15 protein-coding genes are annotated in these 15640 nt (G+C 50.6%); 5 read left to right on the top strand and 10 right to left on the bottom strand.

Annotated features, from left to right (window positions below; translation table 11 throughout):
• Positions 1–47: 47 nt before the first annotated feature.
• The 6 genes from T488_RS0111960 to T488_RS20155 all read right to left on the bottom strand — a co-directional run bounded on the left by T488_RS0111960 (position 48) and on the right by T488_RS20155 (position 6756).
• Positions 48–1781: an ABC transporter ATP-binding protein gene (locus T488_RS0111960; protein ID WP_028521002.1), complete on the bottom strand. Its 1734-nt coding sequence runs from the start codon at positions 1779–1781 to the stop codon at positions 48–50.
• Positions 1774–3534: an ABC transporter ATP-binding protein gene (locus tag T488_RS0111955; RefSeq protein WP_028521001.1), complete on the bottom strand. Its 1761-nt coding sequence runs from the start codon at positions 3532–3534 to the stop codon at positions 1774–1776. Before T488_RS0111955 ends, T488_RS0111960 begins: the two co-directional genes overlap by 8 nt.
• Positions 3521–4516, bottom strand: coding sequence for a helix-turn-helix domain-containing protein (locus tag T488_RS0111950; RefSeq protein ID WP_051536448.1), 996 nt, complete (start codon positions 4514–4516; stop codon positions 3521–3523). Before T488_RS0111950 ends, T488_RS0111955 begins: the two co-directional genes overlap by 14 nt.
• 1 nt (position 4517) lies before the next feature.
• Positions 4518–4883 carry a hypothetical protein gene (locus T488_RS17850; protein ID WP_051536447.1) on the bottom strand — a complete coding sequence of 122 codons (366 nt, stop codon included), beginning with the start codon at positions 4881–4883 and terminating at the stop codon, positions 4518–4520.
• Positions 4877–5446 (bottom strand): MptD family putative ECF transporter S component, encoded by a 570-nt coding sequence (locus tag T488_RS0111940; RefSeq protein WP_028520999.1) that lies wholly within the window; start codon positions 5444–5446, stop codon positions 4877–4879. The genes T488_RS17850 and T488_RS0111940 overlap by 7 nt, the downstream gene beginning before the upstream one ends.
• A gap of 191 nt (positions 5447–5637) precedes the next feature.
• On the bottom strand, positions 5638–6756 hold the full coding sequence (locus T488_RS20155) for a flavodoxin (protein ID WP_051536446.1): 1119 nt from the start codon (positions 6754–6756) through the stop codon (positions 5638–5640).
• Between the two features lie 169 nt (positions 6757–6925).
• Here T488_RS20155 and T488_RS0111930 point away from each other — a divergent pair, with 169 nt between their 5' ends.
• The gene (locus tag T488_RS0111930) at positions 6926–7588 is read left to right on the top strand and encodes a nitroreductase family protein (RefSeq protein ID WP_028520998.1); all 663 of its coding nucleotides are present in this window, start codon (positions 6926–6928) and stop codon (positions 7586–7588) included.
• 71 nt (positions 7589–7659) lie between these two features.
• Here T488_RS0111930 and T488_RS0111925 read toward each other — a convergent pair whose 3' ends face one another.
• A complete protein-coding gene (locus T488_RS0111925; RefSeq protein WP_028520997.1) occupies positions 7660–8466 on the bottom strand; it encodes a hypothetical protein in 807 nt (268 codons plus the stop codon).
• 89 nt (positions 8467–8555) lie between these two features.
• Positions 8556–9122, bottom strand: coding sequence for a haloacid dehalogenase-like hydrolase (locus tag T488_RS0111920; protein WP_028520996.1), 567 nt, complete (start codon positions 9120–9122; stop codon positions 8556–8558).
• A 214-nt stretch (positions 9123–9336) separates the two neighbouring features.
• On the opposite strand from T488_RS0111920, the gene T488_RS0111915 reads away from it, so the two are divergent.
• The gene (locus tag T488_RS0111915; RefSeq protein WP_028520995.1) at positions 9337–9795 is read left to right on the top strand and encodes a low molecular weight protein-tyrosine-phosphatase; all 459 of its coding nucleotides are present in this window, start codon (positions 9337–9339) and stop codon (positions 9793–9795) included.
• 33 nt (positions 9796–9828) lie between these two features.
• On the opposite strand, the gene T488_RS0111910 is transcribed toward T488_RS0111915, so the two are convergent.
• Both T488_RS0111910 and T488_RS0111905 read right to left on the bottom strand, forming a co-directional pair.
• Complete coding sequence (locus T488_RS0111910; RefSeq protein WP_028520994.1) at positions 9829–12471, bottom strand: CotH kinase family protein; 2643 nt, start codon at positions 12469–12471, stop codon at positions 9829–9831.
• Positions 12472–12776: 305 nt separating this feature from the next.
• Positions 12777–13079 carry a rhodanese-like domain-containing protein gene (locus T488_RS0111905; protein WP_028520993.1) on the bottom strand — a complete coding sequence of 101 codons (303 nt, stop codon included), beginning with the start codon at positions 13077–13079 and terminating at the stop codon, positions 12777–12779.
• 26 nt (positions 13080–13105) lie between these two features.
• Here T488_RS0111905 and T488_RS0111900 point away from each other — a divergent pair, with 26 nt between their 5' ends.
• The 3 genes from T488_RS0111900 to T488_RS17840 all read left to right on the top strand — a co-directional run bounded on the left by T488_RS0111900 (position 13106) and on the right by T488_RS17840 (position 15640).
• Entirely contained in the window at positions 13106–13909 is an 804-nt protein-coding gene (locus T488_RS0111900; protein WP_028520992.1) for a HesA/MoeB/ThiF family protein, read from the top strand.
• Between the two features lie 314 nt (positions 13910–14223).
• A complete protein-coding gene (locus T488_RS0111895; protein ID WP_028520991.1) occupies positions 14224–14469 on the top strand; it encodes a hypothetical protein in 246 nt (81 codons plus the stop codon).
• Positions 14470–14479: 10 nt separating this feature from the next.
• Positions 14480–15640 carry a glutathione synthase gene (locus tag T488_RS17840; protein ID WP_082320519.1) on the top strand — a complete coding sequence of 387 codons (1161 nt, stop codon included), beginning with the start codon at positions 14480–14482 and terminating at the stop codon, positions 15638–15640.

The raw sequence follows: 15640 nt of genomic DNA, 5'->3' as shown, positions 1-15640 counted from the left end.
CCTTTGCAGTGCGGAGACCTTTTATTTATGCTATATCATGTTTTCTGTCAGAGCTTCCAGCTTACAGCCTTCTGGCGCCCCTGAATGAAGCCGCGGTAAATGCCATCCTGAGCCATGAGCTCATCGTGAGTGCCCCGCTGTACTATCCTGCCGCGGTCAACTACCAGTATCTGGTCGGCATTGCGGACCGTTTTAAGTCGGTGGGCTATCATGATGATGGTCTTCTCCTTTGTGAGAGCCTCAATAGCCTGCATGAGCTCCGCCTCATTCTCGGGGTCAACATTTGCAGTTGCCTCGTCCAGAACAATTATGGGAGAGTCCTTCATAATGGCTCTTGCTATGGAGATACGCTGCTTTTCACCGCCCGAAAGACTTGCTCCTCCCTCGCCGATGACAGTGTCATAGCCCTCGGGAAGCGCAGATATGAATTCGTGACAGCAAGCCTTCTTAGCCGCCTCTATAACTGCTTCCATAGGAGCGTCGGGCTGTCCGAAGCGTATATTGTTGGCGATGGTATCATGGAAAAGGTATACCCTCTGGAATACAAAGCTGTAATTCCGCATGAGAGCATCAATGCTGTATTCTCTTACGTCCCGTCCGCCGAGAGTAACACATCCCTCGTCCACATCCCAGAAGCGGGAGAGCAGATTCACAAGAGTAGTCTTGCCGCCGCCTGAGGGACCAACAATGGCTGTGGTGGTCTTTTCGGGGATATTCAGGGATATACCGTCGATGATTTTTCGCTCCTCATAGGCAAAGCCTATATTCTCAGCACTGATGTCACAGCTTGCAGGCACGGCATTCTCACCGTCAATGTCCATCTGAGGAGTCTCAAGAATATCCTGAGCCTGTCTTACGCACACATCGACTGTTCTGAGCAGAGCTGAATACTTGCCTGCTGCGTCCAGCTGAGCGTATATGATGAAGGAGCTGATTATCATTATGATACAGGTGAGGAGCTCCATATGTCCGCCGATATACAGCAGTAAAGAGAGCAGGGTGATAAGAGTTCCCACAGCCTTGAGTATGAAGCTCTGCACCGTCATGAATGGTATGAGTTTGAGCTCCATAGCGCTGTTGGCGTGTTCATTCTCGTCGATCGCCTTGTTGAGCTCACGGCTCTGCTTTCCTGTAAGGCGGTAGGCTCTTACCTCGGATATGCCCTGTATGTACTCTATTACTCTCGATACCAGAGCAGAATCCTTTTCCACCTTCTGCTTTGACATTGCCGCAGACGAATTCATCATGGAGCTGTTGACCGCAAAGAATATTACAAGTCCGACGCAGAGGAGCAGTCCTATGCGCCAGTCAAATGCTATTACCATGACAGTTATCACCGCCGTGGTGAGAAGTCCCGAGCACACTATCATGACTACTCTTGTAGCCACATTCTCAAGGCTCTGCATGGTGTTTGTGGTAACGGACATTATCCTGCCCAGGCTGTTGGCGTTGTAGTAGCCCATGGGCAGATAGCGGAGATGCTCGGCTATCTCCATACGCTTCATTGCGCAGGTGCCGTAGCCGCCCTCGGTCTGGAGCATGGTAGCCTTGGTCTTGATAAGTCCCGAGCATATAACGCTGACAAGCATTATGCCCAGACAGGTGAGGCAGGTCTTTCCCGTTACATTATTCTCGATAAGCGCCTTTACCATCACCCATATCGCAGGTATCTTCAGCGCCTCGAAAAGCGCCTGAAGGAAGGTGAGGACTATGGAAGCATAGAACTTCTTCCTGCACCTCTCACCGCAGAAATCGAAGAAGTTTTTCAGTATCTTAATCATTCCCGGCACCTCCGTCCTTTGAAGCTATATGAGCCTTCCACATTTTTTCGTATACGGAATGCCTGTCCAGGAGCTGCTGATGTGTGCCCTGCTCCGCAACGGCTCCGTCCTTTATCACATAGATGCAGTCCGCGTCCTTGATGGTGGAGAGTCGGTGAGCTATGACGATAAGAGTCTTGCCCTTTACCAGCTTCGCCACGGACTCCTGGATAACTGCCTCGTTTTCGGGGTCAGTGTAGGCAGTAGCCTCGTCCAGTATGATGACATCTGCGTTTTTAAGCATTGCTCTTGCAATGGCTATACGCTGTCTCTCGCCGCCAGAGAGATGTCCGCCAGAGTTGCCGACAATAGTGTCGTATCCCTTTTCCAGTCCCATTATGAAGTCGTGGCAGCCGCTCTGTCTTGCGGCATTCTCTACCTCCTCATCAGTGGCTCTGCCGTCGGTCCTGCCCATTCGGATATTGTCCCTTACGGACAGGTCGAAGAGGTAGTTGTCCTGAGATACAAATGCGATCCTGTCGGCGTGGTCATCAAGGGGTATCTTCCTTATATCTGTGCCCCCGAGGGTTATGCTTCCGGAGTCCACGTCCCAGAGACCTGCGATAAGCCTTGCGATAGTGGACTTTCCGCTTCCCGAGGGACCTGCCAGAGCGATGAATTCTCCGGTTTTTATGTTCATGGATACACCGTGGAGTATCTCCTTTTCACCGTAGCCGAAGTGGACATCGTCAAGAACTATATCGCTGTTCTGCGGCTTCTCCGTCAGAGTGTCGGGACGCTCCATAACGGGGGCGTCGATTATGGTCCTTACCTCACCCACTATGGTGCTCATCTGTGCTATATCGTCGGAATAGGACATGACATTGATGAGGGGCTCGATAAGTCCAACGGTCATGATGATGACGGTGATGAAATCAGCGGGAGTTATAGTGCCGTGGATAGCCATGATACCGCCGATAGGCAGCACCGAAAGCATGGTGGCAGGCATTATGCTCATGGCAAAGGTCATCTGGAAGCTGCACTTTCTCATCCAGTCCACGAAGCTGGCTGCCGACTCCTCCGCAGCATCAGCGAATTTAGCATAGCTGCTCTCGGATTTGCCGAATACCTTGATGACCTCGATACCGTTTATGTACTCCATGGATACGTCGTTCAGCTCCTTTGTAGCCTTGATGCAGCGCTTGTAGTTCTCCTCATAGCCGAACATCATGAGCATATAGCAGAGGGCTCCCAGAGGCAGTGTTATAAGCGCAGCAAGTCCCAGCTTCCAGCTTATGATGAAGACGTATATCATGACGATAACGGGAGCTCCGATACCTGTGGTAAACTCGGGGAGAATATGGGCAAGAGTGGTCTCGATGCTGTCTATGCGCTCCACGATGATGTTCTTCAGTGAGCCCGAGGGCTTTGAGATAACATCGCCAAGGGGCATTTTTGCAAGCTTGTCCAGCGCCTTCTTGCGTATCACCGCCAGCACATGGAAGGTGGCAAGGTGGGAGTTCGCAGTTGAGAGGGCGTGGAACAGTGCGTGTCCCAGCCATAGCAGCAGTATTATCAGGCAGTTGAGTATATAGCTACCCTTGTCGGTGCTGCCCTCAAGCAGCAGCTTCACTATCCTCGCCACAAAATAATATGGCACAATGCCGCAAATGGTGCTCAGCGCCGCAAGTATGACGCTGGCGGTGAATTTCTTCTTTCTGCTCCCCGACTGGCTCAGCAGCCAGCCGAAGGAGTTGTTTTTATCCTTTACCAAATCTGTCTCCTCCTTTTCGGTAATTCTGGGGAGTTACCCCCATAACTGCGCGGAATGCTGCCGAGAACTTTGAGGCATTGTCATAGCCCACGCTCTGGGCGATGTCCGCGATGAGCCTGCTCCTGTCAGAGAGAAGCAGGTCCGCAGCATACTGCATACGGTAATTTCTGATGAACTGGTAAACGGGACTTCCGTACATTCCCTTGAAACACTTTCTCATGGTTGCTGAGGGAAGTCCGCAGAGCTCAGCCAGTTCGCCGATAGTGTAATTCCTGTCCGGGTGGGCAGTTATAATGTCATGGACCGCCTTGACCCTCTCAGCCTGCACTGCGGAGAAATACTGTCTCTCCACTGCGAAGCTGTCCGGAGATATAACGTCCATGTGAAGCAGGAGCTCTATGACCTTTACCCTGAAAAAGTCGCCGCGCCGCTGCTCGGGGACGTTGTAGAGCTGCTGGAACACGTTGTTGAGCGTATCATCTGCCCGTATAAGACACTCCCTGTCGTCGGGACAGAATTTCTCCGACAGCCTGTGCAGGTCAATATCCAGCGAGGAAACTTCCCTGCGGAGAGAGTTCTCCGCCAGCTCCGTCTGGAAGACTATGGTTATGCCGTGATAATGCGAAAGGGGCATTCTCACAACTCCCTTGTGATGGACACGGCGGTCTATCCTGATGTCGCCTGGCTCCATGCAGTAGCGTATGCCGTGGCCTGCCTCATGCTCTATGCGTCCCTCGCGGCAGTGGTCTATGCAAAGCAGAGTGTCAGCCGCCTGATAGTCGGAGTCGCACTCCTGCATATGGAAGTCATTGTACATAAGGTATATCCCCTCGAACACCCGATAAAGAGTCATGAAGCCCTCTCCGCCCTTGCCGTTCATACGGAGCACACGGCAGTTCTCATCTGCTGCCACCTGGTAAACATTGGAGCATTTGTAAAAGCTGTTGAGATCGTCAAGCATTTCGTAAAGCGTATTATTCATTTCAGCTCTCCAGTCTGATTATATTTGTGCAGCAGGCTTCGATGAACTCGCTGACCCCGGTGCTGCTCATGACGTAATTCCCCATCATAAGGCTTGGCACGAACCTTGTGAGTATGCCGCTGCACATCAGCAGGACTATGGCTCCCCTGCCCTCTGTGAAGATATGCCCTGCTGCCAGCCCAAGTCCAAGGAGCACTGCACCGATGACCGCGGTCCTGAACTTTTTCACAGTGAGGAGCAGCAGGAAGGGCAGAACCATGAATACAGTCTTGAAGGGCTCTGCATTGCCTCCTCCGAGTTGTCCCAGAACTATCACTGCCTCAGCGAGGAGGAGCAGCAGCTTTGTCCTCGGGTCAAGCTTTACCATACTATCCCTGCCTTGACGAAGTGCTTCTTCATCAGCGCCTTGCCGAGAAGTCCGCCGATTATGCCGCATACAAAGGCAGTCACCAGAAGCACGGGACACATCCACATTGGCATGAGCTTTGTGAGGGCGTCGATGTAGTCCTGACCGAAATCCTTACGTGTGGACCAGTACTTATCCGCCGTGAAGAACAGGGGCAGGTAGTTTCCCCAGAGCCACATACTGAAAAAGCCGTGGGTCAGAACCGCCTTTGCGGCGCTCTTATACTGTCCGCTCCTGTAGATCAGCTCTGCACAGAGACCTGTGACTGCACTGACTATTACCGTGAAGAAGCCCATACCCGTCAGTATCATCATAATGCCCATGATAATGCTCATAATGAGTATCATTCCGAACTTCTTCACCTTTGTGAGAAAGAGCATGAATGGTATTCCGCCGACTATGGGCACCAGCACAGCCAGGAGCGGCATGAATACCGGGATAAATCCCAGCATCGCGAATACCATGACTACCACAAAGTAAATGGCAGAAAAAATACCAATGTTTATCAGATCCTTGCCTTTCATAAAAACCTCCGTCTGTTAGAAAAGTCTAACATCATAACATAATATCAGGCTGCCTCAGCAGCCGTAGTACAGTATATCACGGAGTGACTGTCTCTGCAACTCCATTCTGTCAAAAAAGCTCCGTTATGATAACAGATTTGCTGTAGGCTTCACATAAAAAGACCGCCGCTTACGTTTTCCGTAAACGGCGGTCATACATTTTTTATCCTGATATTTTTTTTCAGCTCGTCCGCAATGGTCTGTCTGGCTGTTGGAATGTCATCGCAGTAGATGCTCACCACCTCGGTGACCTCCGCTCCCTCTGCCATTCCGCATATATCCTCGGTGCTCTTTACGAAGCCGCTGCTGCCCTGTGTGGCAATGAGATATATGTGCTTTCCGCTGAGGTCTGTGCTCTCAAGGAATGTGGCAACGGGCATGGGGACCGTCCCCCACCATATGGGATAGACGAGAATGATACTGTCATAGCCCGAAACATTCACAGGCTCAATATCCGGACGGGCGTTGCTGCGGAGCTCCTTTCCTGCAACAGAGACCGTATCTCCATAGGAGGAGGGATACTTCTCGCCCGTGACGTTTATCGCCTTCATATCGCAGTCCAGAGCGTTGCATACCATTTCCGCAATGAGCCTGTTGCTGCCTGTGAGCTCCCCGTCGCAGAGCATGAGTGAAGCTCCCGATACTGCGTCAACGTCCTCCTCGAAGTCGGTGTTGCCCACTCTTGTGAAGTACACCACAAGGGGCTTGCTGCCGCTCCATTCTACCTTCTCACCCTCCACAGCCTGTGAGCGGTCAACGGTGACGGTCCTGAAATGCCTGTTCATATAGGGCACCAGCGCCAGTCCTATGGCTATGGAAGCTGCTGCGCCTGCGGCAATGAGAAGGGCTGCGGTCTTCTTTTTCTTCGTGCGGATAAAGCCGTGCATACCGCCGTGGACAACTGCCAGTGTAAGCACCGCCGTCGCCATATAGCGGTGGAAGTCACTGCTGCCCATAAACCTGAACCAGGGGAACAGCAGCCTTGAAACTCCCATACTGCTCAGCATGAGAACTATTATGCACAGGAAAAGCAGCACTGTGACTATGTCGGAGAATCGTCTTGCAGCAGACTTTTTTCCGCCCTTCCACATTCCTGCTATGACCTTCCGCTTCAGTATGATATGAACTATAAGGCACAGAAAAAAGCCAATTCCCAGCCATTCATGTATGATATTTCCCGTAAAGACGTACAGCATCTGCACCAGCAGTATCAGGTACATGAGCACGTCGGCAGCAATGCCGGCTTTTTGGGTAAAGCTCCTCTTGTCCATGGTCTCACTCCTTTTTATTCAATTATATCAGCGCAAAGAGGGACTGTCAAGGAAACTCCCGAAAAATCGCAGTGAATTTAACAAAAAAATATCATTATCATCTTGCATTATGAGCAAAAATGTGCTAAAATTAGAAAAAATGCAGTTTTTTGCAGAAAAGAGGGATCCTATGAACATCAAGGAAGCAATAAGCTCACGACACAGCGTAAGACAGTACCTCAGCAAGCCCATCTCTCAGGAGCACAGAGACCAGCTTGCGGAGATCATCAGCTCATGCTGTGAGGAGAGCGGGCTCAGGATACAGATAATCTACGACGAGCCTATGTGCTTCAATACTTTCCTGGCACACTACGGCAAATTCACCAACGCAAACAACTATATCGCATTAGTCGGCAAGAAGTCCCTTGAAAATCTGGACGAGCTCTGCGGCTATTACGGACAGAAGATAGTTCTCGCTGCACAGCAGATGGGTCTCAACACCTGCTGGGTGGCAGGTACCTACGGAAAACGCAAGCAGCAGGCAGAAGTAGCCTCAGATGAAAAGCTGGTCTGCGTTATCTCTATCGGCTACGGCGCCAACGAGGGCACCAAGCACCGTTCAAAGCCTGTAGAGAAGCTCTGCGACGTCCCCCGCGATGAAATGCCCCAGTGGTTCAGAACAGGTCTCATCGCTGCCATGATGGCTCCTACAGCCCTCAACGAGCAGAAGTTCTTCGTGACTCTCGACGGAGACGAGCCTGTCATCACCACCAAGAACGGCATGATGACAAAGATTGACCTGGGTATCGTAAAGTACAATTTTGAAGCTGCTTCGGGTCACAAATGCAAATGACAGTTCGGTTTTAAGTACAGAATAAAGCCCCTGAGCAATTAATCCGCTCAGGGGCTTGTGCTTTTATTATATTACTTTCTGCTCTCTGTTCCGAAGAATACCTTGTCAAAAAATTCCTTGGTCTTCTCCTCGCCCAGTGCCTTCTTGAACACATCTGTGGAAACTCCGCCCTTTGATATAAGGTTGTCGGAGTACTCCTGGGTCAGTGCCAGCTTCGCAGCCTGCTCCTCGGGAGTCAACTTTTCGAGGGAGTTCGCCTGATCCATATATATGGAGATAGCATCGCAGAACATCTCCTCTATCTTTTCGTCATCAGCGCGCTTGCCTGCTTTGTGGAGGGCTACGGTCATAAGATCGTCATACCAGGCAGGTTCCGTGGTGATGTCCTCAAGGCTGCTGTACTTGCTCTCAAACTCCTTCATGGCATCGATCACGCCTGCATATTCGGGAGCAGTCTTGTCGGGCACCAGGTCATAGAACTCCGCATAAGCCTTGCGCTTACCCATTATGTACATGAAGTCCATGGAGAGCAGGGGCATATTCTTCTCATATGGAGTTATAACGTATGAGACCATCTGCATAAAGCCCATATTCACGGTCATTACGGAAAGATTACCCAGGTCCTTGATGTCGTACTGTGACACGTTAAACTTCATAAGACCGTATATCTTTATCTGTGAGAAGTCCCCTGCGTCAACGTGAGTGACTGTTGCGTATCTTGAAATGGTCTCCATGCCCGAATCCAGGGTCCTGTTCATGACCTTCATATTCTTTGAGGCATTGAATGTGATGAAGCCTGCCAGAAGTGCGATGATGATGAGTATGACCAGCAGCACCTTCGGCCATCTTTTCTTTTTTGCAGTTTTTTCTTCCTTCATAAGATCTCTCCTTTATGTCTGAGTATTTGTCGGTATATAAGGCTTTTTCATTATATCATCACTGCCGCGGAATGTCAAGGAAGACGGAGCTATTTTATACGCTTTATCCTTCCGCTGCTCACCAGAAATACCTTATCCGATATGTCCATCATAGCCCTGTCATTGTAGGAGTCCGTATAGAAGCTGTCTATGGCAGTATCTCCGTAAAGCTCTCTGAACCGTTTCACTTTATTTTCGCCGAAGTTGAGACGGATCACCTTTTGGCTATCATAGTCTATCTCGGAGCACAGCAGATGTGAGGTGCCCAGCTTCTTTTTTATGGCTTTAAGCAGGAAATCGGGACCTGCGGAAATGATGATGTCATCGGGACTTATCCTGCTTATGACGTTCCTGTTCAGCTTGCGTGAATGAGTCCGCCAGAACTGCCGCGTCTGCTCAAAGAGCTCCTCCTTGTCACGGAGTATTACACCCAGGAACTCATTTATGGTCTGCTCCATGCTGTCCCTGTTCACAAGGCACAGCTTGTACTTCATCAGGTTCCAGAATATCCTGGGGAGCCACAGGATTATCCTCTTGTTCTGCTTAATCATAAAAAGCGCCAGGTCTACCGCGCTTTCTCCGTTATAAAGCGTGTTGTCGAAATCAAATACCTTCATTTTTATATTCCTTTTCTTTTTTGGAAAGCATATAAGTATTATACACTGCCCATGCCTGCAAAGTCAAGGCGGTAAGATCATTTTTTCAGTCCGTATCTGTTCCGTCTCCGCACTTGATGAATCGGAAGGATTATGGTATAATGAAAGTGCATTGGTGACGCTAATAAAGACTTGGCAGAGGAAAAATAAAATGGAATCAGAGAGGAAAAAACGTATGATAAGAGTTATGTTTGTCTGCCACGGCAATATCTGCCGCTCGCCTATGGCAGAATTTATAATGAAGAAGCTGGCGGCTGAAAGCGGTCTGGGCGATGAACTGTTCATCTCCTCATCCGCCACCAGCACAGAGGAGCTGGGCAATCCCGTGTATCCCCCTGCAAGAGCAGAACTGGCTGCCCACGGTATGAGCTGCCGTGGCAAAACAGCGGTACAGCTGAAAAAGTCGGACTATGACCGCTATGACCTTTTTGTGGGAATGGACTCCGCCAATATCCGCAATATGAACCGCATTTTCGGCAGCGACAAGGAGGAGAAGATATACAAGCTCCTCACCTTCGCAGGTCGGGGGAGCGACGTGTCTGACCCCTGGTACAGCGGCGACTTCGGTACCGCCTACCGCGACATTGAGGAGGGCTGCCGCGGACTTCTCAGCTTCATTAAAGAAAGACTATGAAAAACGGACTGCAATGCAGTCCGTTTTCGCTTTTTATACGCCGATGAGCTTTTTCCTCAGAGCTGAAACGTCCAGAGAATCAACGTCCTCGTCTCCGTTAAGGTCGGAGTTCTTCCAGCTCTGCTCCCTGTCATTTCCGGCAAGGTCAGAGGCTCTTATGATGTATTTCTGAAGCATTACCAGGTCGGAGACATTTACCGCTCCGTCCAGGTTCACATCGCCCTTTTCATAGTTCTTTTTTATGAATGTGCAGCTCAGCTCCGCAGCCTCATTGAGAGTAACGGTCACTGTCTTATCCGACGAGGTCACAGCACCTGTCCAGCCGCCGAACTCATAGCCGCTGTCGGGGACTGCGGTAAAGGTAAGCTTGTCTCCTCGTGAGAAGCTGCCAGACCATAATCCGTCCACCGCAGGCAGAGTATTTCCGCCGTATTCGACAGTACCGCCCTTTGAGGTCTTAACGGTGCAGAACAGGGTCTCGCTGCTGATGCCCAGGTACTCTCTCATGAACTTCATGGCGTATTCGGGACGGTATCTGAAAAAGTCCTTCATGGTGTTGAGCTCGCGGGAGTAATAAGCCGTCTGGTCAGCTGAATAGCCGCTGTAGTCCTTCTTGGGAGTTCCGCTGTTCCAGCGCCAGCCCATCATTATCATATAGGGCATATACTGCTGCTCCTGTTGGCTTATGAGCTGAACCATTTTGTCAGGCTCATATACGGTCGTTGCAAAGCCCGAGAACATAGCTGCAAAGCGGTTCTTGAAGTCATCATTTGCAAGCAGCGCCTTGAATATGGTTGTGGGCATCTCCTTCACGGACTTGTCCATCTTTCTGAAGGAATCGTGGGCATAGCCCTGTACTCCGCCGAAGCTCTCATAGGTTATGCCTGCGGAATAGTCAAGGTCGAAGGTACCGAAGCGCCATTTTCCATCGCTGTAGACATTGCCCTCAATGGGCTGTCCGCCGTTTTTCCACACAAGATAGTTATAGTTGGGCCAGTCCCAGGTACCCAGGTACAGTCCCGCACAGTAGTGCATCATTATACTGTCAAGGTCAACCTGAGAAGCCACATAGTTATAAGCCTCGCTGCTGCTCAGGTCATGGGTCTTGCAGTAGTCGCTGAGGGCTTTCAGCTCATTATAGGCAGAGTCGGTTCCCTCCTCAAGCTCGCCGTTCTTGATGATACAAACGTCCTCGGCAGGAACGCCGTAATTGGACTGTATATAATAGTCGGAGCACTTCTCCAGAAGGTCGTACATTCCCCAGAGCTCACCGTCGATGAACAGCATACATCTCCTGCTGTCATAGGTGGCAAGGTCGTCCAGCTTTTTCAGCGGGTCGGTGACAGCCAGCTCGCGCATACGGTCCACCCAGCCCACAGCCCTGAGACTGAAGGAATCGTACTTCTTTATCAGCTTGCTGTCGTCGCAGCTGAGGTTATCGGGGAGTATGGGGTACTCCAGCTTTGAGTCGCCGTACTCGCTCCTTGCGTAGATATTGAAGCTCTTGGACTGGCTGTTGCGTGTGGAGGCGCCCTTTATCCTTATGCCCATATCCTGGGTGAAGCAGAGTCCGCCCTCCTCAAACATGGTGATAGTGGCAGGTCTCTCCCACTCCTTGCCCTTGGAGAAGAAATTGGCGATATTAGAGGAGTTCCACTCGCTCTTGAAGGCTCCGGGCTGTGTCCTTCTCCATTCAAGGAACTGGTTTCCGCAGACATATATGCCCTTGTCGGGGTCAAAGAGATTGTCCGGGTCGGTGACCATTGATATGACAGGGATATTTGAATAATAGGCAAGCTTATCGTTGTCCATGACGAAGTAGGTGTTGGTGACTACTGAGCTGAATGTGCCGTCCGCGCTCTTTGCCGCAGCTCTCACAACAGTCGCCTTGTCGAAAAGTGAGGAGCTTGCCTTATAGTTGGTGGACAGGATTATGGACTGCGCCGTATTGTCATGCTCGTAGGCACTGTACACGTTTGGCTCGGAGCTCCTGTCATACATGGGGATAGCTCCCGAATAGACCTTCGCTGTGCCCGAAGTGGTAGGGTCGGAGCTGTCCAGTGTGTAGTATATGGTGTCGGATGAGCTCAGACTAAGGGACAGTCCCTGTTCAGCACTGTAGAAGCCCGACTCCATTGAGAAAACAGGCTCAGCCACTGCCGCCGCATTTGGGGCGTCGGGAGTAGGTCTCATCTTGCTCATGGTTCCGCTGACGGGCAGTCTGCCGTAGGTCTCGTCCTCTTTCAGAGCAGGCACCTCAAGTGTCTGTATACAGCTGCCGTCGGGAGAATAAAGGGCAAGGGTCTCCCCTGTCTTGCTGAGTGCAAAGCCCGTGTGGAGCTCATTCTCCGTGGAGGCGTCCTTTGAAGCCGCTATCACAAGGAGCTTTCCCGCGCCGAGAACTGTTCCCTCGGGAAATACGAAAACAGGTGCCGCAGACGGATCCTCCGACAAGCCGAAGCCGCCGATGTCAAGGTCGGAGCTGCCAGTATTTATCAGCTCTATCCAGTCTGAAGCCTTTCCGTAGCTGTCGGTATATGAGGCCTTGTTCTGGGTGCAGACCTCGTTTATGAGCAGCTCTCCGCCCTCTGCATGGGCGAAGGGCGCTGCGGTGATGAGTGAAGAAGCAGCTGCTGCTGCGGATATTGCGGCTGCCGCTCTGCGCAGAAGATCCATAGTAATACCCCTCTCTGTTATAGTATGGAAAATGTTTTTATTGTGTTCATTATATCACATTCTTGGCGTAAAATCAACGAAAAACGGGTATCAGGCAACACGAAATATCATGTCTGTTATTGTACATCATGAATAATCGGCAGAAGAAAAAAATGTCGCTGATGACAAATCAAATGAACTCGTGGTAAATAATGTAAATAAGATACTTTAATATAAAGCCCGCGGTATAGAGTAAAGCTATAACAAAGCGGCTTGAAAAAAGCCGCTCTCCGTGTTATACTTATTATGCAGATATGCAAAGTATATCAACCTTCACTCACAGCCCTGTACACCGTATAGGCGGCAAATCCGCCCTCCACGTTGTAGACGTCGTAGCCCCTGTCCTCAAGGATCTCGACTATCTCGCGGCTGATGTCCCCTGTCCTGCACATGACGTACACAGGCTTATGGTCAGGAACTTCCGACAGACAGGTCCATATTTCCGAAAAGGGCATATTTACGGAGCCCGCAATGGAGTTCTCCGCGAACTCGCTGGGCTCTCTCAGGTCTATCAGTGTGATGCTTTCCATATCTGCGGCGGCAAGCTCTGCCGCGGTTATCTTTTTCATAATTTTCCTTTCTTCAGGAGGTCAGAATGGCACTTTCAGACAGTCAGCTCGGACGTTATTCGAGACATATCATACTCAGGGAGGTGGGCGTCAGCGGACAGAAAAAACTCCTCGCCTCTAAAGTACTCATCATCGGCGCAGGCGGTCTGGGCTCCCCTGCGGCTATGTACCTCGCTGCGGCAGGCGTCGGCACTATCGGTATCGCCGACGGTGACTCAGTGGAGCTGTCCAATCTCCAGCGGCAGATAATCCACACCACTGCCGACCTTGGCAGATCCAAGGCGGAGTCCGCTGCGGAGACCATGGGAGCGCTTAACCCCGACATACAGATAAACACGTACTGTATGAGGCTCACTGCCGCAAATATCGCCGATATTATCAAGGATTACGACTTTATCATCGACGGCACAGACAATTTCCCCGCAAAATTCCTCATTAACGACGCCTGTGTCATGCTGGGCAAGCCCTTCTCCCACGCGGGTATCCTCAGATTTGAAGGGCAGCTCATGACCTACGTGCCGGACCGCGGTCCCTGTTACCGCTGCATTTTTGAAGCTCCGCCCCCGAAAGACGCGGTGCCCGGCTGCCGCGAAGCAGGAGTCATCGGCGCTATGGCAGGTATTATCGGTTCTATGCAGGCTCTTGAGGCAATAAAATATATCGTCGGTACAGGAGACCTGCTTACGGGAAGTATGCTCATTTTCGACGGGCTGAAAATGGAGTGGCGGAAGGTGAAGCTGCCGAAAAAGTCCCCTCACTGCCCCATCTGCGGAGACAGCCCCACTATAACGGAGCTGACCGACAGCGATGAGGAGCTGTGTCGGCTCTGAACTCCTTACAACGCCATAACCTACTGATTTGGTAGTTATACACTGATTATATATCAGCCAACAGAAAATGTCAATATCTTATTTACAGAAATCCTATTGACAAAGTAAGAATAATAATGTATAATCAATACATACTATTATACTATGTAAATGTGGGAGGTATCTGATATGTGCAGCTATATCTTCAAAAACAGAATCTCCATACCATGTCCTCCCTGCTTTTACAGGTATTGACGGTGTACCCGCATATATCACTGTAAACAGCGGAGGCAGGAATGTCTCCTTTTTTAAACTGTTATTTTGGAAGTGATAATATGAAGCATATAGAAGTTATATCCCTGGACAGAATAGGTCTAGTGGGTGAAATATCAAACGTCATCAGACGTCTGAACGGTAACATAATAACACATACAGCTGATGTTCTGACAGATAACAATGGAATACCTGTCTCCCATTTCCGTGCAGAGGTGGACTTCGGCAGCGGTCACGATACCGACGCTGCCGTTAAGCGGCTGAAAAGGCTGAAAAACGTCAGACAGGTGAAAATTACCGATATCTGAGGTCATATATATGGAAAGAAAGAACAGTATTTTTGACGGATACTTTGGTCTTGAGCGCGAGACCCTCCGCGTGGACGGAAGGGGCAGACTGGCTCAGACTCCCCACCCATTCGGCGACGATGAACACATGACAAGGGATTTCTGCGAGAACCAGACAGAGCTCATAACTCCCGTTTGCAGCAGTATCTCTCAGGCGCTGGACTCTCTGGGTGAGCTTGACCGCAAAGCCAGAGCTGTGCTCCAAGAAAGGGGCGAGAGTATCTGGCTGTACAGCAATCCGCCCTATTTTGAAAGCGAAGACGAGATACCCATTGCCGCATTCAGCGGTCCCCACTCCTCAAAGCGTGACTACCGTGAGGTGCTCCAGAGAAAATACGGCAAGAGCCTTATGCTGTTTTCGGGAATACACTTCAACTTCTCCTTTCCCGAGGAGCTGCTCCGTGAATGGAACACCGGAAACGAGGATATGCGCAGCTTCTGCGACGGGATCTATCTGAGGCTCTACAAGCAGCTCATAAGCCATAGCTGGCTGCTTGTGCTGCTCACCGCTGCAAGTCCCTACTACGATGAGTCACTTGACAGCCTTGGAAAAAAGGGTATAATTAAAAGTAAATACGCGTCCATGCGCAACAGTGACAGAGGCTACTGGAACCAGTTCCTGCCCGTCCTCGACCACAGCAGCATACAGGCTTTTACGGAGAGCATCAGCTTCTATGTCAGAAAGGGTATGCTGTTCTCAGCAAGCGAGCTTTACCTGCCCATAAGACTGAAGCCGAAAGGTCTCAACAGTCTTGAAAATCTCGCCGAAAACGGCGTTGACCATATCGAGCTGAGAATGTTTGACTTAGACCCATCCGCTCCCCTCGGCATAGACGAGAGGAGCCTCAGGTTCTCACATTTTCTCATGCTTTACCTGCTGTCACTGCCCGATACCGAGCTGACAGAAGAACAGCAGCAAAAGGCGGTCAGCGAACATCAGGCGGCGGCACTGGCAGCTCCTCCACAGGAGCTCATAAGCCGCGGCAAAGCCATTATCTCCGATATGGCTGCCTTCTTCGGGGACTATCCCGAAACTGCGGAAATACTTGACTTCGCAGCAAAAAAGCTTGAGAGCATAGGCTCCCACAGCAGCTACAACATTGACATGATACTAAGACAGGCGGTGATATGA

This window comes from Ruminococcus flavefaciens ND2009, from assembly GCF_000621785.1.
In the GTDB taxonomy this organism is placed as follows: Bacteria; Bacillota; Clostridia; order Oscillospirales; family Ruminococcaceae; genus Ruminococcus; species Ruminococcus flavefaciens_C.
Note: the sequence above shows the minus strand (reverse complement) of the source record. Positions and strands in the feature narration are given on the sequence as shown.